This window comes from Granulicella aggregans (genome assembly GCF_014203275.1).
Lineage (GTDB): Bacteria > Acidobacteriota > Terriglobia > Terriglobales > Acidobacteriaceae > Edaphobacter.
The window spans coordinates 21,266-44,214 of the sequence record NZ_JACHIP010000017.1 but is presented as its reverse complement, the minus strand read 5'-3'; the positions used below and the strand labels follow the sequence as shown (position 1 = coordinate 44,214).

13 protein-coding genes and 1 pseudogene are annotated in these 22,949 nt (G+C 58.2%); 4 read left to right on the top strand and 10 right to left on the bottom strand.

Annotated features, from left to right (window positions below; translation table 11 throughout):
- Positions 1-141 precede the first annotated feature (141 nt).
- Complete coding sequence (locus HDF16_RS25980) at positions 142-1,512, top strand: glycoside hydrolase family 27 protein (protein WP_348641441.1); 1,371 nt, start codon at positions 142-144, stop codon at positions 1,510-1,512.
- 1 nt (position 1,513) lies between these two features.
- Here the strand turns inward: HDF16_RS25980 and HDF16_RS25975 are convergent, their stop codons facing one another.
- The gene (locus tag HDF16_RS25975) at positions 1,514-2,551 is read right to left on the bottom strand and encodes a LacI family DNA-binding transcriptional regulator (protein ID WP_221313202.1); all 1,038 of its coding nucleotides are present in this window, start codon (positions 2,549-2,551) and stop codon (positions 1,514-1,516) included.
- A 93-nt stretch (positions 2,552-2,644) separates the two neighbouring features.
- Entirely contained in the window at positions 2,645-3,649 is a 1,005-nt protein-coding gene (locus tag HDF16_RS25970; RefSeq protein WP_184223137.1) for a zinc-binding alcohol dehydrogenase family protein, read from the bottom strand.
- 292 nt (positions 3,650-3,941) lie between these two features.
- On the opposite strand from HDF16_RS25970, the gene HDF16_RS25965 reads away from it, so the two are divergent.
- The gene (locus tag HDF16_RS25965) at positions 3,942-4,874 is read left to right on the top strand and encodes an aldo/keto reductase (protein WP_184223134.1); all 933 of its coding nucleotides are present in this window, start codon (positions 3,942-3,944) and stop codon (positions 4,872-4,874) included.
- 145 nt (positions 4,875-5,019) lie between these two features.
- On the opposite strand, the gene HDF16_RS25960 is transcribed toward HDF16_RS25965, so the two are convergent.
- Positions 5,020-5,793, bottom strand: a complete 774-nt coding sequence (locus HDF16_RS25960) for an EAL domain-containing protein (RefSeq protein ID WP_184223132.1) — start codon at positions 5,791-5,793, stop codon at positions 5,020-5,022.
- Between the two features lie 349 nt (positions 5,794-6,142).
- On the opposite strand from HDF16_RS25960, the gene HDF16_RS25955 reads away from it, so the two are divergent.
- Entirely contained in the window at positions 6,143-7,489 is a 1,347-nt protein-coding gene (locus HDF16_RS25955) for a putative bifunctional diguanylate cyclase/phosphodiesterase (RefSeq protein ID WP_184223130.1), read from the top strand.
- The gene (locus tag HDF16_RS25950; RefSeq protein WP_184223129.1) at positions 7,486-7,932 is read left to right on the top strand and encodes a BLUF domain-containing protein; all 447 of its coding nucleotides are present in this window, start codon (positions 7,486-7,488) and stop codon (positions 7,930-7,932) included. Before HDF16_RS25955 ends, HDF16_RS25950 begins: the two co-directional genes overlap by 4 nt.
- 180 nt (positions 7,933-8,112) lie before the next feature.
- Here the strand turns inward: HDF16_RS25950 and HDF16_RS25945 are convergent.
- The 7 genes and pseudogenes from HDF16_RS25945 to HDF16_RS25915 form a co-directional block, all read right to left on the bottom strand.
- Positions 8,113-8,812 (bottom strand): annotated as a pseudogene (locus HDF16_RS25945) (IS6 family transposase).
- A gap of 352 nt (positions 8,813-9,164) precedes the next feature.
- Positions 9,165-10,730, bottom strand: a complete 1,566-nt coding sequence (locus HDF16_RS25940) for a tetratricopeptide repeat protein (RefSeq protein ID WP_184223127.1) — start codon at positions 10,728-10,730, stop codon at positions 9,165-9,167.
- Complete coding sequence (locus tag HDF16_RS25935) at positions 10,727-13,969, bottom strand: FG-GAP-like repeat-containing protein (protein ID WP_184223125.1); 3,243 nt, start codon at positions 13,967-13,969, stop codon at positions 10,727-10,729. Before HDF16_RS25935 ends, HDF16_RS25940 begins: the two co-directional genes overlap by 4 nt.
- Positions 13,970-14,538: 569 nt before the next feature.
- The gene (locus HDF16_RS25930; RefSeq protein ID WP_184223123.1) at positions 14,539-16,137 is read right to left on the bottom strand and encodes a tetratricopeptide repeat protein; all 1,599 of its coding nucleotides are present in this window, start codon (positions 16,135-16,137) and stop codon (positions 14,539-14,541) included.
- Between the two features lie 12 nt (positions 16,138-16,149).
- On the bottom strand, positions 16,150-19,764 hold the full coding sequence (locus HDF16_RS25925; RefSeq protein ID WP_184223120.1) for a TonB-dependent receptor: 3,615 nt from the start codon (positions 19,762-19,764) through the stop codon (positions 16,150-16,152).
- A 287-nt stretch (positions 19,765-20,051) separates the two neighbouring features.
- Positions 20,052-21,185 (bottom strand): multiheme c-type cytochrome, encoded by a 1,134-nt coding sequence (locus tag HDF16_RS25920; protein WP_184223118.1) that lies wholly within the window; start codon positions 21,183-21,185, stop codon positions 20,052-20,054.
- Between the two features lie 76 nt (positions 21,186-21,261).
- Positions 21,262-22,659 (bottom strand): hypothetical protein, encoded by a 1,398-nt coding sequence (locus HDF16_RS25915; protein ID WP_221313201.1) that lies wholly within the window; start codon positions 22,657-22,659, stop codon positions 21,262-21,264.
- Between the last annotated feature and the right edge of the window lie 290 nt (positions 22,660-22,949).

The window sequence follows — 22,949 nt, the reverse complement described above, 5'->3', positions numbered from 1 at the left end:
ATCGAAGCGGACGAAGAGGCTTATCGAGTGGGGGTGTTACCTTGACAAGCCTCAAGTCGTTCCATTAATGCTTATGCATAATAAACGTTACAGTAAACGTACAAAATTACAATTCGCCGACGCATTTCCAAGGAGAATTCTGTGAACTCTGCCGCCCGCTTCCTCGTCGCGATCACCGCTGCGATCTCAATCGCTGCTCCGCTCTTCAGCAAGTTCCCTTCCCTTTCGAACGAGGTCCTAGCTGCTGAGACTCTTGCGCCAACTCCCCCCATGGGCTGGAATTCTTGGGATTCATACGGACCCGCGATACGCGAAGATGAGGTCAAGGCCAACGCCGATGCCATGGCAGCAAGGTTGAAACAGTTCGGCTGGGAGTACCTGATCGTGGACATTGAGTGGTATCAGCCCGATGCGCATGCGCACGGCTACATCGCACGCGGCAAGGTCACCATGGACGAGTTTGGCCGCTTCGTACCCTCGCCCAATCGCTTTCCGTCAGCCGGGACGGGTGCGGGCTTTAAGTCGCTGGCCGGCTACGTCCACAGCAAGGGGCTGAAGTTTGGCATCCACATCATGCGCGGAATTCCACGTGAAGCTGTCGACAAGAACCTGCCCATCAAGGGAACTCCATTTCACGCAAGAGACGTAGCAGACAAGGTAAACGTCTGCAAATGGCCGGAGATGCAGGACACTTACGGTGTGGACATGTCCAAGCCAGGTGCCCAGGCTTACTACGACTCCATCGCGGAACTTTATGCCAGCTGGGGTGTGGACTACGTGAAAGCCGACGACATGAGCCGCCCCTTCCGTGCATCGGAGATCCGGGCGTTACGCGCAGCATTGAGCAAGACCGGGCGGCCCATTGTGCTCAGTCTTTCGCCCGGGCCAGCGCCAGTGGACCGGTATGCCGATCTCCAGGCCAATGCTCAGCTCTGGCGCATCTCCAACGATTTCTGGGACCGGTGGGTCGATGTAAGAACCCAGTTTGACCTCATGAAGACATGGGAGGGAAAGGTCCATGCCGGCGGCTGGCCGGACGCAGACATGCTGCCGCTCGGTCACATCGGGATCCGCGCGGAGCGAGGGAAAGACCGTTCCAGCCTGCTGACCCACGATGAGCAGTACACGCTGATGTCCCTTTGGTCGATCTTTCGCTCGCCCCTGATGATGGGCGGCGACCTTCCCACAAGCGACGCCTTCACCTATGAACTGCTCACCAACTCCGAGGTGCTGGCCGTCAACCAGCATAGCGACAACGGCAGGGAGAGCTATCGCGAAGGAGCAGCGATTGCCTGGACGGCGGACGTCCCCGGCTCGGAATCGAAGTATGTCGCCCTCTTCAACCGCGGCGACACAGAGAAGTCAATCGATCTACCCTGGAGCAAGGTGGGTGTCGACGGGAAGCGGCTTGCAGTCCGTGATCTCTGGCAGCACAAAGACCTGAAGAATCTTGAGACTCTCCGCGTCACCCTTCGTCCACACGCCAGCGTCCTCTACAGAGTCTCGCGGTAATTTACTTCGCTTTGGCCGTCTTGGCGGTGGCTTTTGCAGAGCCCCGCCTCGACGAAGCTCGCACCACGAGGGACGGACTGAGAACAACAGTTTCTCCGTTGTTCTTTTCCTTGTTGGCGATCATCTTCAGGACGATATCTCCGGCAACGCGGCCAATCTCCGAAGACTTCTGATCGATGCTCGACAGCGGAACCAGCAATGAATTGTCGTAGTGGAGATTGCCGCATCCGACCAGCGCGATGTCCTCTGGAATGCGCACGCCCGCTTCCAGAAGCACATGCATTGCACCAATGGCGAGCGGATCGTTGTAGCAGAAGATCCCATCAGGCTGGACTTTACGGCTCAACAAGAGGCGAGCCGCCGCGGCGCCCTCGCCGAAACTGTTCGTGTCCACGCGCGTACGGTGGATCACGTTTTTCGGAGAAAACGGAAGATTCGCTGCGAGCAGCGCCTGACGATACCCCTCCAGCCGGTCCAGCCCTGTGCTGTTCTCACGTCCGCCGATGTGGGCGATATTCCTGCAGCCGACCTGAATGAGATGTTCGGTGGCCAGGCGGCCCGCGGCGACATCATCCACGCCAACGAAGGCACCACCTTCAATAGGGAACTTGCGATCGATGAGCAGTACGCGCTCATTGTTGCGATGCATCCGCTGGAACGCTTCGCCAGAGGTCGCCGTTGAGGCGACCACGATCGCATCGATGCGACGCGAAAGCAACTGGCGCATCTCCTGCAACTCAAGCCCCGGATCCTCTTCTGACGACGAGATGATCAGGGAATAGCCACTCCCCCGAACAGCAAGTGAGAGTGCTTTGGCTACCTCGGCAAAGAAGGGGTGAAGCAGGTCAGGGACAACGAGGCCGATGAGGAAGCTGTTCCCCGTAACCAGGCTGCGACCCAGCATGCTGGGTTGATAATCACGAGCCTCCACATGCTTGAGAACGCGTTCGCGGGTCTTGGCGCTGATGTCCGGGTGGTTATGCAGCACCTTGGAAATGGTCACGACCGAGAGACCCAGCTCCTCCGCGATGTCCTTCATTCGCATCGCCATACAGGCACTATACCCCACGTTGACGACTTACCGTTTGAGCGGGCCGCCCGTTGATCTGAATCACGGAAGGGCGCCAAAACCTCAGCTCACAGCGATTATGATTTTTGTGAACCTTTCCGGAGCCTCGGACCACTCAGCGAGCATCCCTCCCGCATCCTCCATGGCTATTACAGCGCTCACGGCTTCCTCGACGGGGAACATTCCGGATTCGAGCATCCTGATCACTTCGCGGAAGTCTTCCGGAAGCGCGTTGCGGCTACCCAAAATATCTAGCTCCTTCTGCACGAACAAGCGTGTCTCGTAAGAAACAGGTTCCTTGGCATAGCCGACATACACGACACGTCCTGTAAAGGCCACCTGCTCGACTGCGGCACGAAACATCGAGGGTAACCCGATGGCTTCGATTATCACATCCGGCCCCTTGCCGGAAGTGATCTCCTGAAGGCGCGCATGCAAATCCTCGCGCCCAGTGTGGATCAGGTGTTTCGCTCCTGCTTTCGCTCCAATCGCAAGCTTTGCGTCGTCCATATCGATCGCAATGGTGGTTGCGCCACGGAAGGCCGATCCTGCGATGGCGCCCAGGCCAACCCCGCCGCAACCGAACACGGCCACGGTATCTTGAGCAGTTACACGTCCACGCGAGACCGCGTGGAAGCCCACGGTTAGAGGCTCAACCAGACATAGCTCCGTAAGGCCGAGATTGCCGGTATAGATATTCTCGCGCGGCACGCTGATGTACTCGGTCATCGCGCCGTCGCGTTGCACGCCCATCGTCTGGTTGCGCTGACAGGCGTTTGGACGATGGTTTGCGCAGGCGGGGCAAGCGCCGCAGCTTGTATACGGAGATATCGTGACTGAAGACCCGACCGGCAGGTCCGCCCCACCGCAAACCACTTCGGCCGCTACCTCATGACCAAGCACACGGGGGAAGATGACCATCGGATTCCGTCCTCGCCATGTATTGAGGTCGGTCCCGCAGAAGCCGACGAGCTTCACTCGCAAAAGTGTCTCGCCAGCACCAGGTCGCACGTCGGGAATGTCCGCAAGGACGGGAGCGCCGGGAGCCTCTAAACGAAATGCCTTCATATTTACTCCTCGTGTCCATTGCTCTTTTCGCTAGACCCAATTGATCGAGCGTAATTAAAAACACATAGGTTAGGACGAGGACTGGAATGCGCATGTAGCGATGAAGGCACCCAAATCATGGCGAATAATGCGGCCTCGAGTCTGTACGTCCAATGAGACATATCTCTCCTCTATTTCTTCGCTCAAAACAACTTTACACGTTAACTGTTTCGTATAAATATGATAGTGACAGGTACATGCCGGCCGCCAAGATGCGTTTCGCACGGCCATAAGCATGGTGGATGAGGTAAGGATGAAGTATCGGAAGCTCGGAAGCACCGGATGCGAAGTCTCCATCCTTGGGTTTGGCACCTCGCCGTTCGGTGATGTTTACGGACGAACCTCTACGGCACAGATTCAACGAGCCGTTGACGCCGCCATCGATCTCGGCGTCAACTTCTTCGATACGTCGCCATACTACGGCCTCACGCTTGCCGAGGAACGGCTTGGCAACGCGCTCCAGGGAAACCGGAACAAAATCCTGCTCGCGACCAAGTGCGGTCGCTATGGCATGTCCGAGTTTGACTTCTCCCGCGCCAGCATTCGTGCCAGCGTGGAAGCTTCGCTGCGTCGGCTTCGAACCGACCATGTAGACCTGCTACAAGCGCACGATATCGAGTTTGGGCATGAGTCCCAGATCGTCGAAGAGACCCTACCCGCTATGCGCGAATTGCAAGCCGAAGGCAAGACGCGCTTCATCGGAATTACAGCTTACCCTGTAAAGTTGCTTCGGCGTGTCGCCGAAGCTGCGCCAGTCGATACGATCCTCTCGTACTGCCGCTACTCCCTGCGGAACACCGACATGGAAGATGTACTGGCCCCCTTAGCGAAGCACACAGCAACAGGTCTCATCAACGCCTCGCCTCTGATGATGGGTCTACTGACACGGAGCGGAGTTCCAGCATGGCACCCAGCTTCACCAGAATTGAAAGAGGCAGGGCGGCGCGCGGACGCTGCTGCGGAGTCTGAGGGAGGGGATCTCGCAACACTAGCACTACAGTTCGCAGTCACGCCAACCTTTGCTGCAAGCACGCTGATCGGTATGGCGACCGCGGAAGAGGTAGAACGAAATGTACGCGCAATCTCTGGTGCGGCCAACTCAGATGTCCTGCGAACGGTGAGAGCGGTCATCGGTAATGGCTTCGCTACGACCTGGGTTTCTGGTCTGGCGGAAAATGCGGACTAAGCGATTCAGTGTGCAATACGGGATTGGGAGACGAAGAGTGCTTGGTCGGTAGGCCAGTCAGTATGCCAGTTTTGTCCAGCCGCGAGACTTCGATCAGATTCGGATTGAAACGGGAGGAATGCAAAGCGACATAGTAAGTCAGGGTTTAGCGTTGCCCGGGGAGTGTGGGGATGGGGAGGCTTTCAAAGCCAGGGCGCGCGAAGAGGTAGCCCTGCATTAGCTTGATGCCGCAGTCGCGGAGGGCGAGGTACTCGTCGAAGGTTTCGACGCCCTCGGCGACTAGGTTGAAGTGAAGCGATTCGGAGAGCCGAGCGATGGATTCGACGATGGCAAGAGCGCGGGGACGGTTGTGGATGCCTCGAATTAAGTCGATATCGATCTTGACGGCGTCTGCCGGGACATCGGCGAGGAGGCCGAGGCCCGCCCAGCCCGCGCCGAAGTCATCGAGCGCGACGCGGAACCCGCATTTGCGGTACTCGGTGAATATGTCCATAAGGTGTCGGGGGCTGGCGACTTTTTCGACCTCGACGATCTCGAAGATGAGGCGGTCGAGTGGAAAGTTGACGGCGCGGGCGGTCTTGAGGGTGAGCTGGATGCATGCAGCAGGGCTGTAAATGGCTCCCGGCAGGAAATTGATCGAAAGCATAGCGCCGGTTTCGACGAGACCAAGTTGAGATGCGAGCGTAATGGCTTTGACGCGGCAGGACTGATCGAAAGCGTAGAGATTTTCATCGTTGACCTGACCGAGAACGAATGCGGCGGACTGTTGTTCCGGACCACGCACCAGGGCTTCGTAGGCGTAAACGCAGCTGGCCTCGACATTCACGATGGGCTGAAAGGCCATCGTAAAAGGGAAAGGTTCGCTGTGGCCATCCTTGCAGGCGTTACAGGCGGATTCACGTTGCTGAAGGACTTCCATACGGGTCTCCTGTAGCGACGGACCAGACTCTGTGGGATGAGATCGGGTATAAGGGAAGTTCCAAGGCCGAACATGGAGTCTAACGGCTCAGCGTTCCGCGCATGCTACAAAAGCAGATTATCAAGCGATGGGCGCGCAGCGAAGACCCATTCGATGTAAACCGATACCTCGTTTGAGTTACACGCGCATGATGACGCTTCCGAGCCATTGCGTGCCAAGCGTGCAGATCCTAGTCTGACTGAGACTGACGAGTGGCGTTGCTAACTGAGTAAAAGAACCTGCGAGATCGGTCGCAAATTCTCCAAGGCATAGGATCACCACCCGTAGACCCGTCGGAATGAAAGGCTCCATGATCACTGAACTCTTCGTACCGGGCGCTCCTGACTTGGAAGATGCGTATCGTGATGATCTCACCAAAATCGCGAACCGCCGCTTCTTCGAGCGCCGCCTGAACGAGTGTCTGGCAGCACCTTCAGAGACGGACGCCACGACCATCCTGCTTATGCTGGATCTTGATCGGTTCAAAGCAGTGAACGACAGTCTAGGACATGCGGTTGGAGACTCTCTGCTGTGCCGTGTGACCCAGCGGGTTGCGAGCCAGCTAAGCGATACCGATACATTCGCGCGTCTCGGCGGCGACGAGTTCGGCATTATTTTGCATGACCGATGCGACGTGAGTGATCTCGCAACGCGTATTATCGAGCTGGTCCAGAGAACCTACCTGATCGATGGTTTACCAGTAAACGTAGGCGTCAGTGTCGGAGTCGCGGTGTTCCCGACCGACGCTAAGGACCCCAGTCACCTAATGCGCTGTGCAGACCTTGCACTTTACCAAGCAAAGTCAGCGGGCAGAAACTGCTTTGTCTACTTTGAGCAAGCGATGGAAGTGAAGGCGCGCGACAAGCGGGAAATGGAGATCGAGTTGCGCAAGGCTGTCGCCATGCGACAACTTGAAGTCCACTACCGACCCCAGATCGATATCAAGAGCCAGAAGCTTTTCGGTCTTGAGACTGTTCTGCTTTGGAAGCATCCGCAACGGGGCGTCCTAGATGCAGCTTCCTTCATTCCGCTCGCGGAGGAAACCGGCGTGATTATCGCCGTCGGGGAGTGGGCATTGAAGGCAGTTTGTCGGGAGGCTTCACGATGGCCCGAGGAAGTCGTTGTCGCGCTCAGAGTTTCTCCTCTTCAGTTCGAGTCGAACCGATTCTTCGACGCGGTAAAACAGTCGCTTGCGACGTACGGTATCAAAGGCCATCGGCTTGAACTTGAGGTCACGGAAGGAATTCTGCTTCGCGATGGGAAGATTGTGCAGACGATGCTCGAACGCCTTCGCTCGATAGGTATTCGTGTGGCGATTGACAGCTTTGGAACGGGGATCGCATCGCTCAGCCAGATGGTCGACTTTCCGCTCGACAAGATAAAGATCGCCAAGTCACTTGTCGAAGAGGGAACTACGGGGATCAAGGAGCGCGCAATTGTCCGCGCCATCGCTGCGCTTGGCGCAAGCCTTGGCATCTCAACTGTGGTCGATGGTGTCACCACTCCGGAACATCTTTCACGCATCCAGATGGACGGCTGCTCCTCGATCCAGGGCTGCTTATTTAGCGAGGCCGTATCCGCGGATATGCTGAAAACTAGGGTTAGTCAACTTACTATGCCAATGCAATCAACCACGACATCGGAGACCCATTCATGACAGAAGACATCTACAGAATCCTTTATTGCAGCCGGAACTCGCTGAGTGGATCGATTGAACAGCAGAAAACTGAGATCGCGAAAATCCTCGCAAAGTCGCGCGCCAACAATCCAGCGCGCGGGATTACGGGCGCGCTTATGTTCAACAGTGGATTCTTCGCGCAGGTTCTGGAGGGACCGCTTGAGCAGGTAGAGCGCACCTTTGAGACGATTCAACGCGACATGCGGCACGACGACATATCCGTACTGCAATGCGGAAACGTACCGCAGCGCGACTTTCCGGAGTGGTCGATGGCGTACGCGAAAGCCGACTCCGGCGAGACAGAAAGCCTTGCAGACCTTAATCTGGCAGAGCTTCTGGAGAACCAGTCGACCGCAGCGGCTGAGATCAGCAACCTGTTGCGGTCGCTGGTGGTCCAAGACGACGAATATACTTGCGTCTAATGTCGGTCCGGCCGCCACGTTCGATGCCCCGGTATCCCCAACCACCTGACTAATGGGCAAGTTCTAAGTCGCGCAGCGCATGGTTGGGCATTCACGATGCGAAGACTAATGGGGGCATCGTCAACTTAACGTTGCGATGTGCATCCTCGAGCGGGCAAGAGGATGTTGCGAGGCGATGTTCTACGGAAGTGCCACACCAAGAGCCGTAGCGCGCCAGAGTTGAAGTGCATGCGTGAGCCGATGTCGATAGCAGGCTGCTGAGAGCAGATGACGACGGAAGCGGAAAGCGGTGTTGATGGATTCGAAGGTGGAGAGAAAACGTTGTGCCTGTTCGGGGCTCTGGAAACGCTTCATCTGCCTTTCGCGTGTGCGTGTAGATTGATGTGAGTACTCGCATCGATTGTTCAGATAGCGACTCTGCCGGTGTTCTACCTGGGGCAGGATCCGCCTCTTGGCTGCAGCGTAGCTTGTCCGTAATGATCACGCGCGGAGCACCTCCCGCGGTGCACAAAAGCCTACGAAAGAAGCGTAGCGCCGCCCAGCGATCCCGCTTCGGCTGTACCAAAATGTCGATGGTGACACCGTTCTCGTCCACAGCCCGCCAGAGGGAGTGCTGAACGCCGTTCATCTTGAGAAAGACCTCATCCAGATGCCATTTCGAACCGATGCGAGGCCGACTCTTTCGAAGCTGCGAAGCATAGAGGGCGCCGAACTTCTGACACCATTCCCGAACGGTCTCATACGTCACGCGCACACCGCGAACAGCCATCATCTCTTCGATCTTGCGATAGCTCAGAGAGAAACGAAAATACAGCCAGACGCAGTGCTCCACTACTTCGATCGGAAAACGATGACAGCGATACCGCTCAGAGCTGCTCACCTCCTCAGCTTCTCACACACGTTAAGTTGACGATGCACCATCGCAGCAATCAGACTTTCCCGAAGATAGAGCACGCAGCAACTGCAGAAGTCGAGGCCTATCTTCGCATGCCGATTGGTGGCACATCTCTAGTACCCAACTTATAGTCGTTCCAAATAAGATCGAAAACAGGATGAGTCGAGGTGCGGGGCTGTTGCCTAGAGGCGCATCTCGCGGACTGAAGTGCCTCTTATACGGATACGCGCTTCAAATGCTAACCGGCGAAAGCATTACCATGGTACCGTCCAGCCTCATCCAAGTTGGCGTCCCGTTAACTCGCAAAGCCAGTATAATTCAACGCTCACGTTCAACGTTATCGCGGGAATGTCGGGCATGGAGGTGCCGGACTTAAGTGTGAATCTGCCGTGTCCATCCCCGACATGAACTGCGCAAGATCTATGCCCAGAGTTGCGTCGGGATGCCCGTTGGTTTGGCGGGACTGGCGGAACAGTTGCATATCGCGTGCATATTCGTCAGCACGGCCGAGATGCTTGAAGGCCAGGGCAAGGCGGTAGTGTGGTCCGGGATCGGGATCGAGACGGATCGTGGCTTGGTATTCGGGAACTGCATCCTCAAACTTTCCGTTTTGAGCGTAGCTTTCCGCCAATTGCAGATGGGCTTTGGCAAGACCCGGGTTTAGCTCGATCGCACGTCTCAGAAAGGTCTGGGTGCGCGTTGTGTCGCTGGCAGAATGATCGCGGGCGAGCGCGACAGCATAGAAGTAGTTCGCGTCGGCACTATTGGGCTCGCGATCCAGGTAGCGTTTGAAGGCGGTAAGGGCGCGGTCCTGCTGATTGCTTGAAATTGCGTTGGACGCGCTAAGGAACGAGTAGGGGCGATGGTCTGCGGGGTCCGTCTCCGCGGCCGCGAGGAAGTCTGAAAGCGCTGCGGCGCTGTCGCCTCGGAGGAAGTGGGCCGTGCCGGCTCCGATCTGCATGAGGATAGATTTGGGGTAGAGAAGCAAGCCTTCCGCAAATGCTTCGCTGGCATCGACGAGTGCACCGGAGAGCAGCAGCTCATACCCAACTCCGAATGCGTTCTCTTCGGTTGCCGACAGGGCGGCGGCCCGGCGGTAGTCTTCGGCAGCCTTCTGGAAGAGGCCGGAACCCTCGTCCGCGCGGGCCTCGAGTTCATACAGCTCAGGGCTTTCATGAGCTGCCAAAGCCCGGTTGAGCCCTTTGCGCGCCTCATCGAAGTTGCCGGCTTCCAGCCATGCGGAGGCGAGAGCGCGCGATGCGAGGTTGCTCGTTGTGTCGAGTTCCAATGCGTGCTGCAGGGGTGCGATCGCCAGCGCTGGCTGATCGTGGGCGACGTAAAACTGACCAAGCCGGAGAGAGGATACTGGCTGGTCACGATGCGCAGCCGCGGCCTGGCGCAGTTGCGGCTCCAGGTCACATGGCCAGTCTTTCACCGAAGGCGCAAATGAGTGATCCGTGCGTTTCAACGCTGCAATCCCGCGCAGCACCCCGGAGGAGGCGCTTGCGGTGGAGGCCGAGTAGCCGCCTGGATCGATGAGGCCGTGGATGCCAGACGACTGGAATTCGAGCGTATTTGCGGATACCCGGCTGAGGACGACCTCCGCGTTGACCGGGGTGGATTGCAGATGGATGGACTGAGCGCCGGATGCTGCGTAACCGGCGAGGACGGCCGAGAGTGAGTACTCTGCGGGGGCGAGGAGTGCGAAGTGGAAGTGGCCGGAGGAGTCGCTGCTCACCTGCTGGGGCGAGCGGCCGGAGAGAGAAAGCGTGGCGTCCGGGAGCGCATGGCCATCGGTATCGCGCACGGTGCCGGAGAGGGACACTAATTGCGCGGTCGCACGGACGATGGAACACGCGTAGAGAAGACAAAGGAGCCAGATTCGGAGATGCGAAGGGATCATGGCGCTCCCATTTTATCGAGTGCGGATCGGACAGGGACGTTCTCCGGATGTCGTGCAAGGAAGCTGGTGAGTATCTCGCGGGAGCGGTCGCGCTGACCGGCGCGGTTGTAGAGAGCGGCAGCATTGATGGTGGCACGATCGAAGTCCGGAGCAATGCGGCGGCAGCGTTCGAACTGCTCGAGAGCTTCGGTGGTCAAGCCAAGGCGAAGAAGGATTGCACCGAGATTGTTGATCGCATCGGGGTTGCCAGGGTCGAGCCGGACTGCCGTTTCAAGCTCGTCACGGGCGGCCTTCCAATCGTTCTGCGCGACGAGGGTGAGGGACAGATCGAGGTGAAGCTGGGCGATGTCTGGCGATCGAGCAATCAGATCTTCAAGCGTCTTGCGAGCCTCGGCTGCGCGGTTTTGAAACTGGTAGATGCGCATCATGTTTCCGATCGCGTTGGCATGATGCGGATTGGCGAGAGCCGCGCGGCGGAACTCGTCGAGTGCATCGTCGTACTTCTGTTCATAGCCAGAGGTGGTGCCGAGATTGTTCCAGGCGTCGGAGTCCCGCGGGTTGAGCCTCACGGCTTCAGCGAGGTATTTGCGAGCATCGGTATACATCTTGCGGTTGAGGTAGATGGTGCCGAGATTGAACCAGGCGAACTGGTTTACGGGATCGGCAATGATAGCGCGGAGAAATGCCGATTCCGCCGCTTCATCGTGCCCATACTCGGAGAACGCGATACCAAAGGCGACATAATCGTGCTGCAAGGGGGCACCGTAATACGGGCCACGAAACGGCATAGCCCGCGCGAGGAAATCGGTGGAGGTATGAGGCGCGGAGTCCGCGTCGATGATGACCTCTCGGGCTGCAACCAAGCCGGTGTAAACGCCAACGATGGCACCCTGCTCGTCGAGGAGAAAAGACGAAGGCAACGGCATGTCGCGGCGGCTATCGAAAAGGTAGCGATACTGGATGTTCCAGGCAGCGATGTCGCGCGGAGTGGCGCTGTGAATAGGGACTGCTGCGTTCGGAGACTGGTCGTTCTTCAAAGAGACAGAGACGACGAAGAGCTCGATGTTGGAGGCAGCAAAGGATTCGGAATTCTGTGCAAGTTCTTCGAGCTGCTTGTGGCTTTCTGGAGTGTCAGGGCAGTTCTCGCTGAGGAACGTGAGCAGGGCCCGTTTGCCTTTGAAGTCACTGAGTTGTTGAATGTGTCCATTTGTATCGGAGAGCCTGAGACCGGGGCCAAAGAGCGGAGCGATCAACCATGTGGCTGATCGCGCCGTGGTCGCTGCGGGGGGCGTCATGGCGAAGGCGGCGATATGATGCGAAGGAAGTGGGCGGTAAGGTTCCGACTTAAAGGTTGGTCTGCCTTCATCCAGTGAGATGCGGTGGTTTATCGAAAGCCCTTCGTAGTGGTCGATCGTACCGGATGGCCAGCGGACCGAGATGGAGAGGGGGCCCTTCGCATCTCCGAGGCCGAAGAAAAGCTCTTTCGTGTGCTGCGAGGCGAAGCCCGAGCCGGCGGAGATGAACTTCGTCTGACGCTGCGCACCAGACTCGATGACGACGATCGCGCCGATAGCGTCGCGATTGCTCTTGTGGCCAGTGAGGCGGATGGCGATGGAGCCGCCGATGTCGTCAAGGTCATTGCGCAGAAGACGCAGTTGCGGACCAGTGCGATTTTTCAGAACGATCTCCAGCCGTCCGTCATGGTCGAAGTCGCTGAGCGAGAAGGCACGCGCATCGTCGATAAGATCGAGGCCAAGCGCGCCGGAGACCTCCGAGAAGCTGCCGTCCCGATTGTTGGCGAAGAAGACATTACGCTGGTAGCCGCTCCAGGAGTAGCCGGAACGCAGAAGTTCGTTGATGGCGTTCCAGGAGAGTTCGTAGTCGGGCGATGCACCGGCGGTCGTAACGGATCGCTGCGCGACCTGCCGCCAGAAGAAGCTCTGCAGATCGTAGTGGTTCAAGCTCGAGACGAAGCCGTTTGCGACATAGAGATCCGCCCAGCCATCATTGTCAAAGTCCCATGTTGCGCTTGACCAGGCCCAACCTGCCTTCTCCGATGCTGCCGCCGCGGTCCGGTCGATGAAGGTGCCGTCGCCCTTGTTGCGATAGAGCGAGTTGCCTGCGTTATGTTTGCGATAGAGAGCACGGATAGCGGGATCCACGCCTGGAAGGAACTGGTCATCGGCGGTGATGCGATTGCCTTCGGCGAGCCACATATTGGCAACGTACAGATCCTGCAGACCATCATTGTCATGGTCGATCCAGCAGACGCTCATGCCCGGGCCGTAGTCTTCGACACCGGCCTTGGCGACGATGTCCGTGAAGGTTCCATCGCCGTTATTGCGGTAAAAGTTCTTCCGGCCAAAGTCGTTTGCCACGTAGAGATCTGGCCAGCCGTCGTTATCGTAGTCGCACCATGCAGCGGCGAAGCTGAAGCGATTGTTGTTCTGGTCCATGCCGCTGGCAACGGTGACGTCTTCAAATGTGCCGTCGCCTCGGTTGCGGAAAAGGAAGTTGGGCGGCCCATTCTGCGCGTCGTAGTAGGGCGCGGGAAACTGGTGATGGTTCAGGCCCTTGAAGTAGCTGTAAGTACAGAGGTAGACATCGAGGAGACCGTCGCGGTTGTAGTCCACGATGGCGGCGCTGGTAAACGTCCCCTGCGGCGGGCGAGCGAAGTGAAAGGCATCCGGACGCGGCTCGAAGCGGCCATGACCCATGTTTTCGAAGAGCAGGACGCCGCCGGTGCGGACGACGAGGAGATCCTGGCGGCCGCGATTCTGGAAGTCCGCGAACAGCGCTGAGGCCGTGCCGTCGACGATGCCGGTGCCGGAGTCTTCGGTGATGTCGTCAAAGGTGCCATCACCGCGGTTGCGGTAGAGACGATTGGGCAAGCCGGCTGGCTGGCAGACGTAGAAGCTGTCGTATCCAGTGGAGTCGATCTCGCCGACCGCGATGCCATGGTTGCCATAGACATCGATGCCGGTCGCGCCATCGAGTACGCTGCGCCAGTGATCGATGCCGAGCGACAACTGTGCGTTTGGCGCGAGGCATTGGCCGGTGATCTCGGTGAAACCGGAGCCGGCGAGGCTGCTGCGAAGTTCGTCATCAGCGGCCCAACGCGTGACTTTCCAGTTCGCTGCATCCTCTCTTGACCACGTCACATGCCATGCGCCTACGCGTTGTTCGCGGACTCCAGCACGCGTTTGGCCCACGAAGTTGTAGCGGATGTCAGTCTCCACACTCAGATGTGAACCTTCTGCGGCACGAATACCATATACATCGAAGTCCGCACTACAGATTGAGGAGAAAGCCGCGAAATATTTGCTCAGGTCGTCTGTGAACTTGACCGGGGTGCTGCTCTCCGGGGGAGAAAAGCTATGTCGCTCAATACGAAGAGGACCGCGGTCGCGAAGTGAGACGGACTTCGACTGGTGCATTGAGCAAGCAGTGAGAGATTCCGCGAGATGAGAGTGGATGGCACCGGTTGCCGACGTCGCGGAGCAGAGTGAGGCTGTCCAGGAATCCATCACTTCGATAAGGCCAGCAGCGTATTGCTCGCAGACGAAGTTGTCGGACGCAGGGTCGAGCCTAGAGATAAAGCGGTCAAGCAAAGCAGGGTAGAGTGTTCGTGAGGCTGTCAGGCATGGAGGAGCAAGAGGTTGGGATGCAGACACCGGAAATTGAGCTGCGCGCAGATTCGAGGCTCGAAGCGCGAGAGCCATTGCGCCGGTCCTAAGAAAGCTTCGCCGGGAGAGCCACGCCGCCGCACCGCGGCTGGCGAAACTCTCGGATGTTGTTGGGTCTTCGATCATTGCGATGGTGTTGCGCCCGTCATCTCGCGGACCTCGATCGCCGCGTTGATGCGGCGTAGCGCGATGAGGGCCTTGGCTTGCTCTTCGTACTTTTGAGCCCGGGCCACATTGCCCGCTTTGCGGTAGAGGCGCGAGAGTTGGAAGTGAATGCTGCCGTCCCGATCGCCTGGAAGCGCGAGTTCGTATTCACGGATCGCATCGTCGTTCTTGCCGTCTTCGGCATCCGCGCGCGCCAGCAGAAGATGAACGCGAGGCTGAAGATCAGGAGGCCCAGCGAGGCATTTCGCAAGGTAGGGTCTTGCTTCGGCGTAGTGATTCCTCGCGGTAAGGATTTCGGCCTGAAGGAGGTTCAGTTGTGGGTCCTGCGGGTGGTCGGCAAGCGCAAGCTGGTCAACGGCAGCGGCTTCGTCGAGCTTGCTTGCCGCGATGTCCGCGACAACGGTGCCGAGAAGAGCGCCGGGGTCATGGGGGTCGATGTCGAGGGCCTTCTTATACTCGCCGAGAGCATTCTCCATCTGGCGTTGATCGCGATAGAGATCGCCGACCATGTCAAAGCTGGCGGCGGACTGTGGGGCGAGTTCCTCGAAGCGACCAAGCGCGGCGACGGCTATGCGCTCGTTCGATTTGATCGACCAGTAGAGCGCCTCGGGATCCTGCGGAGAATGTTTCAGCACATCGGCAGCGTATGCGGCGCTGCGTTCGTAGTCGCCAGCCCAGAAGGCGCAGTCGGCGGAGGCAAGCGGCATCTGCGACGTGGCACAGGATGGTGGCTGCGAGTTGCTCGTTGTAGAGGTCAGTTGCTCATCGAACTTACGGAGAGCCTCCTGCGAGTTAGCGGGGAGCGGAAAGAGATCGGGATGCGCTTCGAGCCAGCTTACGTTGCGAACGAGCGTCGCTTTCTGTTCAGACGAAGCCTTGGCCAACGCGACATTGTACGTGTCGATCGCTTCAAGCGGACGCCCCTGAGCCAGAAGCTCATCCGCAAAGAGCGCCCGCGCCCAGATGGATTGTGCCTGTAATCCTGCAAGATCCTGCCCGTCGGAGGCGATCATCGCGAGCGACGCGGTACCAAGTCCAAGCCACGCGGCAGGATTCGCCGGCACCACGCGAGCAGCGTCCGCATATGCAGACTCTGCCTCATGCGGCTTGTTCAGAGCGGCGTAGTTTTTGCCGAGCGCGAGGAGTAGTTCAGGGTCACTCGGCTGGAGAGTGGCTGCGTGGGTGAGATAAGGAAGAGCCTGGGCAGGCTTGCCGCTCTGCAGGTATGCCTTGCCGAGAAAGAGCATTGGGACATACAGTCCCGGTTTCAGCCGAAGAGCATGTTTGAGACTGACGATGGAGGGGTCTATCTCGCCTGCGAGATACTCCATGACACCGCGATTTGACCAGAGCTCAGGGGTCGCCGGAGCCAGTGCCGTGCTTCGCGCATAGATCACGGCTGCTTCAGCGTACTTCCCCGAAGACTGCGCGGCGCGTGCCTTCTCGAGCAGCCCGTCGAGGCCCTGTGCCTGTCCGCGTAACGGACAGGCACACAGAGCACCGGCGAAGAGCAAGGACAGGAAGGCGGCGCGCCGGACCACATGAGGAGACAGCATCAGACGACCAATCTACCAGATCACTTTGAGGGCGAACTGGATCGATCTGCCATCGAAGGCCTGGGTGATCCTGCCGTAGTTGCCATCGTTTATTCCGGTATCAGGAGTAAAGAAGTTGGTATGGTTCGGCAGGTTGTAGAACTCCGACCGGAACTGAAGGTTGAGATTGTCGTGAAGTTCCCAACCCTTCTGCAGCGATGCGTCCCAATTTGTATATCCGGGAGACCGGATGTAGGAGAGATAGCGCGAAGTGTTGCCAAGGGAGTAGTCCGCGGGTGTTTTGAAGGCAGCGGTGTTGAACCACGGATTGTGTCCGGGGCCGCCGATGCTGTGGTTGGCAATGTGCGGGTCGGCGACCTGGTCAGGGCGTGAACCCAGGCCATACTCGTTACTGTTTGTGCCGCCGGAGAAGCTGAGAGGCAGGCCAGACTTGGCTGTCGTGATGCCAGAGACCGTCCATCCACCGATAGCCGCATTGGTGATGCGCCCGGAATGGCCGGCGAACTTCTTACCGGTGCCGACAGGAAGCGCATAGATGTAATTCACAACCAGGCTATGCGTCTGATCGGTGCCGTCAACGGAACGATCGAAGCCGAGATTGTAGGGATTGCGATAGCCATTGGAGTTGCCACGGTAGGCCCAGTCGGCGGTGCCTCCCGTATCGTCGATGAACTTCGAAAAGGTATAAGACACGAGCAGGTTCAAACCGCCATGGAACCGGTGGTTATAGTCCACCAGCAGAGCGTTGTAGTACGAGTCTCCCTGCGGTGCCTGGTTCTCCGTCACGCTGCAATACTGTGGAAACGGCTGTAGCAGGTGGGCGCGTGTGATCGTGGGATTGTTGAGTCCGCAAGAGCTCGACGTGATGACGCCATAGAACGGGTTCGGCACCTGGTCGCCCAGATTGTTGTTGGGCACGATCAGCGCTGGATCGACCTGGCTGCGAGGAACATAGTTGGTCAGCATATGCACGCCGCGGTTGCCGACATAGCTGGTGGTCAGCACATCGTTGGTCGTGAAGGCGTACTGAAGGCCGAGTGAGTATTGGTAGAGCAGCGGCGACTTGCGGTTGTAGGCGACGCCGGTGCTGGCATTGTTCCCAATATCGGTTAGAGGCCCAAGCCCGTTGCCGGTGGGTGCCAGCAACCCATTCGGAAATGGATTGCTCAGAGTCGTCTTCAGCGTCACCCCGTTATCGTCGCTGGGGTCGAAGTTCGTGCTCTGGCTGTATCCCGGGCTGGACTGGATGCCGACGAACGACGATGGCGGAAAGAAGATACCGAACCCGCCGCGAGCGACGATTCTCGGGGCTACCTGATCGGTGAAGCCGAAGCGCGGTGCGAGGTTTGTCAGATTCAGGTTATTCAGGCCGCGATTGCCCGAGGAGCTATAAACCTCCTGGCCAGGAAGCGTAAGCCCGACGGACTTGCTGATCGGGTTAATGCCGGTGTAATCGAAGTACGCCTGGCGGTTGCGCCGCTCGGTAAAGGATGGCTGGAATTCGTACCGAAGACCGAGATTGAACGTAAGCGTCTTCGAGAACTTGAAGTTGTCCTGGCCGTAAAAGCCGATGTAATGCCTTTGCGGCGCTGTATGAAAGTTATTGGAGGTGCTTCCGCTATCGGCTGTGCCGATCAAGAGCGACGCAAAACCGTATCCGGACTGATTTGCCGTACCCGTGCCGTTGAACTGTGAGGTGTACGTCTGACCGAAACCGAAGCTCGTAGTCGCAACGCCATTTCCATTGTTCTGGAGAATGGCATCCATGAAGCCAAATGACAGGTCCTGGCTCTTGAGCGTTTTGGTCAGGTCGGCACTCACACTTCCCACATTGGCGATGCCGGCCCCGAAGCCTCCCTGCACTGGACCAAGTGACGACCCTCCGTTACCTACGTTGATGATCGGGAACTGGTTCGAGCCTGCATTGAGGCCAGCAGGCAGGCCGAGCGTCGTCTGGTCGAAGGGATAGCCTTGATACAAACCGCCCTGGTTCCAGCGATGGAATCCGGCGTTGGCGCTTAACGCTGTCGTCGCATTGAAGATGTGGCTGAAGCCGGTGGCAAGGCTGTAGCGATTGTTGGGGCGGATGTTCCCTGGCCCGCCCGGATCATTGGCACCGTAGTACGCTGGCGAGTTTGTCTTCTGCTCGTGCTTGTCGGCAAACCTGAAATAGATACGAGTGGCGTCGCTGAGATTGTGATCGACCCGGATGATGTATTCGTTGGAGGTAGTGGGTGCGGATGCCGACGCGAAGAAGTTGCTCGATAGCGCGGCGTTCGTCGGGTTGGGGTAGTAGCTGATCAGCTTCGCGCCGACCGGGTCGATCGAAGCGGCGACGTTGTTGTTCTGGAAGGGATCGCGGTAGTAGCAGGTAGCCGCACCACCTGGGCAATGTGCCACTTGACCAGTCTTCGCGTCGACTGTGTTGTTAGTAAGAACGCGCCCGGTATGTGGATTGAACAGTTGGTTCACCTGGATGGTGTTTCCGAAAGGATCAAGGACGTTCGTCGTGACGCCATTGTTCGTCTGCGTAACTAAAGCGCCGGTCAGAAGGGCGGAAAAGTCTCCTGTCCGCATGGCCGCTGTGGGGACGGTGAACGTGTTGTTCACGGGCGAACCCTGGCGAAGGCCCTCATAAGCACCGAAGAGGAAGGTCTTGTCGCGCCGCTTGTACAGGCCAGGGATGTAGAGCGGGCCGCCGGCGGAGAAGCCAAACTGGTTGCGCTGGAAGTTCTGTCTCGGGCTGCCGTTGTAATTGTTGAAATAGTTGTTTGCATCCAGGTCGGAGTTGCGGATGAACTCAAACACGTCACCATGGAAGTTGCTGGTACCGGACTTGGTCTGAATGTTGATGACGTTACCGGTGCTGAAGCCGTTCTGCGCGGTGAACGAGTTGGTCTGAATTTTGAACTCGCCGACTGCCTCGACGGACGGGACGTAGATGACGGCACCCCAGGTGCTGTCCGTGTCCCAGATGCCATCGATGAGGTAGCCGGAGGTACCGAAGAAGCCGCCGCCAAAGTTGAGGAAGGAGACGTCCTGGTCGGCCTTGCCGGATGTTCCGCCTTCGCCAAGCTGCTGGCTTTCAGATGTGTTCGAGACGGAGGAGTTGAGGGTTGCGAGAGCGACGACATTGCGCAGGTTGAGCGGCAGGCCTTCGACCTGCTCGGAGGTGATCTCGGCTGAGAGGTTGGCGTCACCGGTATTCAGCAGGGGCGCCTGGCTGGTGACTTCAACCTGCTCGTTCTCGGCACCTACCGGAAGCTCGATATCCTGACGGACCGAGTGCTCCGCGACTAAGGTAATCCCTTTCTGCTCGTAGGACTTGAATCCCTTCGCTTGGATCTTGAGGCTGTATTGACCGGGTGGCAGCAGAGGAACCGAGAAACCACCATTTGCCTCCGTCTTGACGGTGCGCTTGACGCCGTTGTCGGCGCCAGCGACGATGACCGTCGCCTTAGAGATGACAGCACCGGAGCTGTCGCTGACTGTGCCGGAGAGACTTGCTGAAGTGGTAAGGTCCTGGGCCAAGAGAGATGACGGCGCGAGAAGGACGGCGAATGCCAGGATCGCGAACGTCCGGAACACCTTGAACCAGGCCGTGCCTGGAGTCCGAGAAACTTTCATGTACGAGCTTCCTCCTAAGAATTCCCGCTCGCTCGTCCAGAGGTCTTAACGTTCCGTGACGCGAGAGATGCAAGCCGGATGGTGGCACCCATTAGTTTTATCGGGGATGAGTGTGGCAAGGTGCGTTACGGTAGGCGAGGCAGTAGTCACCTCTATTCCTATGCAAATGAGGTAGATACGAGCGTGGTAAGGTACCCTGCGCTACGCGGTGACGCAATCCTTTTGTGGCGGGCTTAGACAGCCTCAGGCCGCAAAAACGCACGTCGAGTTGTGCGCGCGTTATCGAATTACCGGGGTGCGCCCGCTCGCACGATCCTGATCTCGTGATCGGTGAAGGAGGCGTGGGTCTGAGGGACCTGCACCTTCGGCATGTGACAGGAGACGCAGTTGCTGGTGGCCACCTTGCAGGAAGGTGCGGATGCACTCGAAGTGGAAGAGGATGCGGGTTGCCGATTCGATCCAGACTTTCCTGGGCTGTGACAGGCAAGACAATTGCGGTCGTAGGCAGCACTCTCTCGGACCAGGGGCTTGTGCGGGTCATGGCAGGCGATACATGTGATCCGGTCGTCACCGGTCTTTCCCCAACAACGGCTCCTCTCTAACCGGAAGGGCTGAAACCGGACCGCTGTTGCACCGAGGTTCGCAGGCATGAAGACAGCGACATCGGCGAAGCTGCGATGACACGAGCCGCAGAAGTCGACAGAATCGGCCGGCGACATCGAAGCGGGATTGGTGATCCCGGCGATGGTTTCGGTTCGCTTTGCAGCTTTGGCGGAAGCAACGTGCGCCGCTCCCGGCCCATGGCAGGCCTCACAAGTGACGCCCGCAACAGCTTTTTCGGGAACAAAGACATTCGAAAGGGTGGAACCAGTCGTGTGGCAGGCGAAACAGCGCTGCGCGGTTTCGAAGGTGAGTTCATGTCCAAAGGCAGCTTTAGGACTGGAAGGCACCTGCCCGGAATGGCCAACGGTGACGTCCAAACCACCTAGGGAGGTGTAGTAACTAAGACGTGACTCGGTATAGCCTTCGCTTCCCTTGAGCAGGTAGGTCTGGCCGGTCTCGGCATTCCCGAAGGCCCAGGCAATTGCCGTTGAGCTCGAATTGACGCTGTAAATGGATCCACTTGAGCCTTGCTCTACCGAGTATGAGAATGTGCTCTCCTGGAACTTCAAGGGCGCTTTGAGAGCGAGCCGCGTAGCTGGGGTAGCGGCATGGTACATAGGAGTCCGGTGCTGGAGAGACGCGATGCCTGCATGACATTTCTCGCAGACAGCCTCACCGGCGAACTCGTCCGCACCGGCATCGCCTTTGGTGGGCCAAAAGGCTGAGGCGTAAATGCGCTCCTGCGTCGTCAGGCTGGTCGCAGGAGTGGTAGCGCGATTTTGGTCCGAACGGGCGTAACAGAAGGTAACAGTTCCCACCGCTGCAAAGCAAAAAAGAAGGCAAAGCACCGGCCAAATACGCGTCGCCAGCCAAAATCGAGTTCGCGGCATCCCTCTACCAATAGGATGTGGCAACCACATCGACGGCAACCGGAGCGAAGCCCACTACCTTGATGCGGAGGACGGCCTGCATGTTCTTAGCCTCCCATCCAGAGGGCGCGGACTTGAGAAGGTCGTTCATACGATCCGGACTTGTGACGAACTCCGCGGCAGCCTGAGTGCCGTAAGATCCTATGCCGCCGATAGTCAGCACCGGGCCCCCGGTATTCGAATGTTGCAGACGTGAGATCAAGGCAAAGTCTTCGGTCACGGGCAAATCGTTTCTGCCGCCGTTCGTCCAACTGCGGGCGGGGTCTGCCCTGCTCCTGATACTGATGCCATCCTGGAATGAGAATGGCAGATCGTTCGTTGCGTCGAGCGCCCACGTATCGTTGAAGCCGCCGACAAGCACCGCCGGGATGTTGCGAATGTCTCCGATCGTGATGTCGGCCGCGGACCTGAGATTGTATGGCCTGTCCCAACCCTTCATGAGGCTCACAACTTGCGTAACGGCCGCGAGATCCGCCACGCTTACGAAACAGTCCTTTACCGGCTTGAGATCGTCCGCTTGAAGAGTGCCCCCTTTAGGAAGATCAACGAAAAACTCAGGGCCGTTGTGCTTGATTCCATGTTCCTGTCGATAGCGGGCGAGGTACTCGGGAGTGAAGCGGTAGACAGCATTTGAACCGACATAAAGAAGCACAGGCTGGCCGGAGCGGGTAAGAGGAGCCCAGAATCTCTGCTGCAAGGTGCCGGGGCGGACCATCCAGGCCTTCCAGCCACCGAAAGCCAAAAGACACAGGACTACTGCTATGGCGATGGCAGCGTAGATTTTAGGCCGGCGAGGCGCCGACGGGCGGTCAAGTCTTGAAGGAAAAGAAGCGTCCTGATCGAGGAACTGAGGCGCCTTCAGGGCTGCCATGGCCGCATGAACTGGCGAGTCTTGTGAGGCCGACTCACCGGCCGGCGGGGAGACCAGAATCGGTTTGGAAGCGGAGTCATCCTTTACCGGGTGTTCGTAGTGGAAGGTGACACGGTACGAGCCGGGCTTGAGTTCGATACGGACGATTTCGGTTTCAAGATTGGGGTGTCCTTTTAGGGAAGGCTCTATGGCCTGATAGAACTGGGCGAGCCGTTTGCGGACGTCGGCGGCGCGCATCCGTACGACCGGATCTTCGCTGGTGTCGTAGTCTGAAGCACGGCCGAAGACCTCGATGCCGAGGATGCGCTCTCGCAACGAGGCGTCGTCGCCGTGCAAGGAGTGCTTGACAATGTACCTCAGGAGATCCTGGCACTGCCTGCTTGTGCGGAAGGGTTGACTTTGCAGGATGAGATGCAGGGTGGCGCGAACTTCGGCGTCACTTGGCCGCAAGCGGACTGGAGTGGGGGAAAGATTCTCTGAAATGTGCGGCAAGGCTGGCATATTCTCAATCATTTGAGATAACGGGTACTTAACAGGCGGTAGTATACCTCCGCTGATTATGGACTCGCACGGAGTATGCAAAAACACTAGTGAAGTTTGACCGCGTCACTCAGCCCGCGTCGCTTAGCCTTGGGGAAGGTGGCGTCGATTGACTTCGAAGCGGTCGGCTTCGTTGCCACAGCTCGCGAGTTTGAGAGCAGTTCAGGGAATCTTCGCTTTAAACTCCGAAAGGATGAGTAGAGGTACATCTCGCGCTACGGCACCAGCGGGATCGAGGCCGA

Coding starts and splice junctions, on each gene's coding strand:
- HDF16_RS25970 (WP_184223137.1), bottom strand. CDS start 3,649: ATGAAGGCATTTCGTTTAGAGGCTCCCGGCGCTCCCGTCCTTGCGGAC.
- HDF16_RS25955 (WP_184223130.1), top strand. CDS start 6,143: ATGATCACTGAACTCTTCGTACCGGGCGCTCCTGACTTGGAAGATGCG.
- HDF16_RS25930 (WP_184223123.1), bottom strand. CDS start 16,137: ATGCTGTCTCCTCATGTGGTCCGGCGCGCCGCCTTCCTGTCCTTGCTC.
- HDF16_RS25940 (WP_184223127.1), bottom strand. CDS start 10,730: ATGATCCCTTCGCATCTCCGAATCTGGCTCCTTTGTCTTCTCTACGCG.
- HDF16_RS25925 (WP_184223120.1), bottom strand. CDS start 19,764: ATGAAAGTTTCTCGGACTCCAGGCACGGCCTGGTTCAAGGTGTTCCGG.
- HDF16_RS25965 (WP_184223134.1), top strand. CDS start 3,942: ATGAAGTATCGGAAGCTCGGAAGCACCGGATGCGAAGTCTCCATCCTT.
- HDF16_RS25950 (WP_184223129.1), top strand. CDS start 7,486: ATGACAGAAGACATCTACAGAATCCTTTATTGCAGCCGGAACTCGCTG.
- HDF16_RS25975 (WP_221313202.1), bottom strand. CDS start 2,551: ATGAAGGACATCGCGGAGGAGCTGGGTCTCTCGGTCGTGACCATTTCC.
- HDF16_RS25960 (WP_184223132.1), bottom strand. CDS start 5,793: ATGGAAGTCCTTCAGCAACGTGAATCCGCCTGTAACGCCTGCAAGGAT.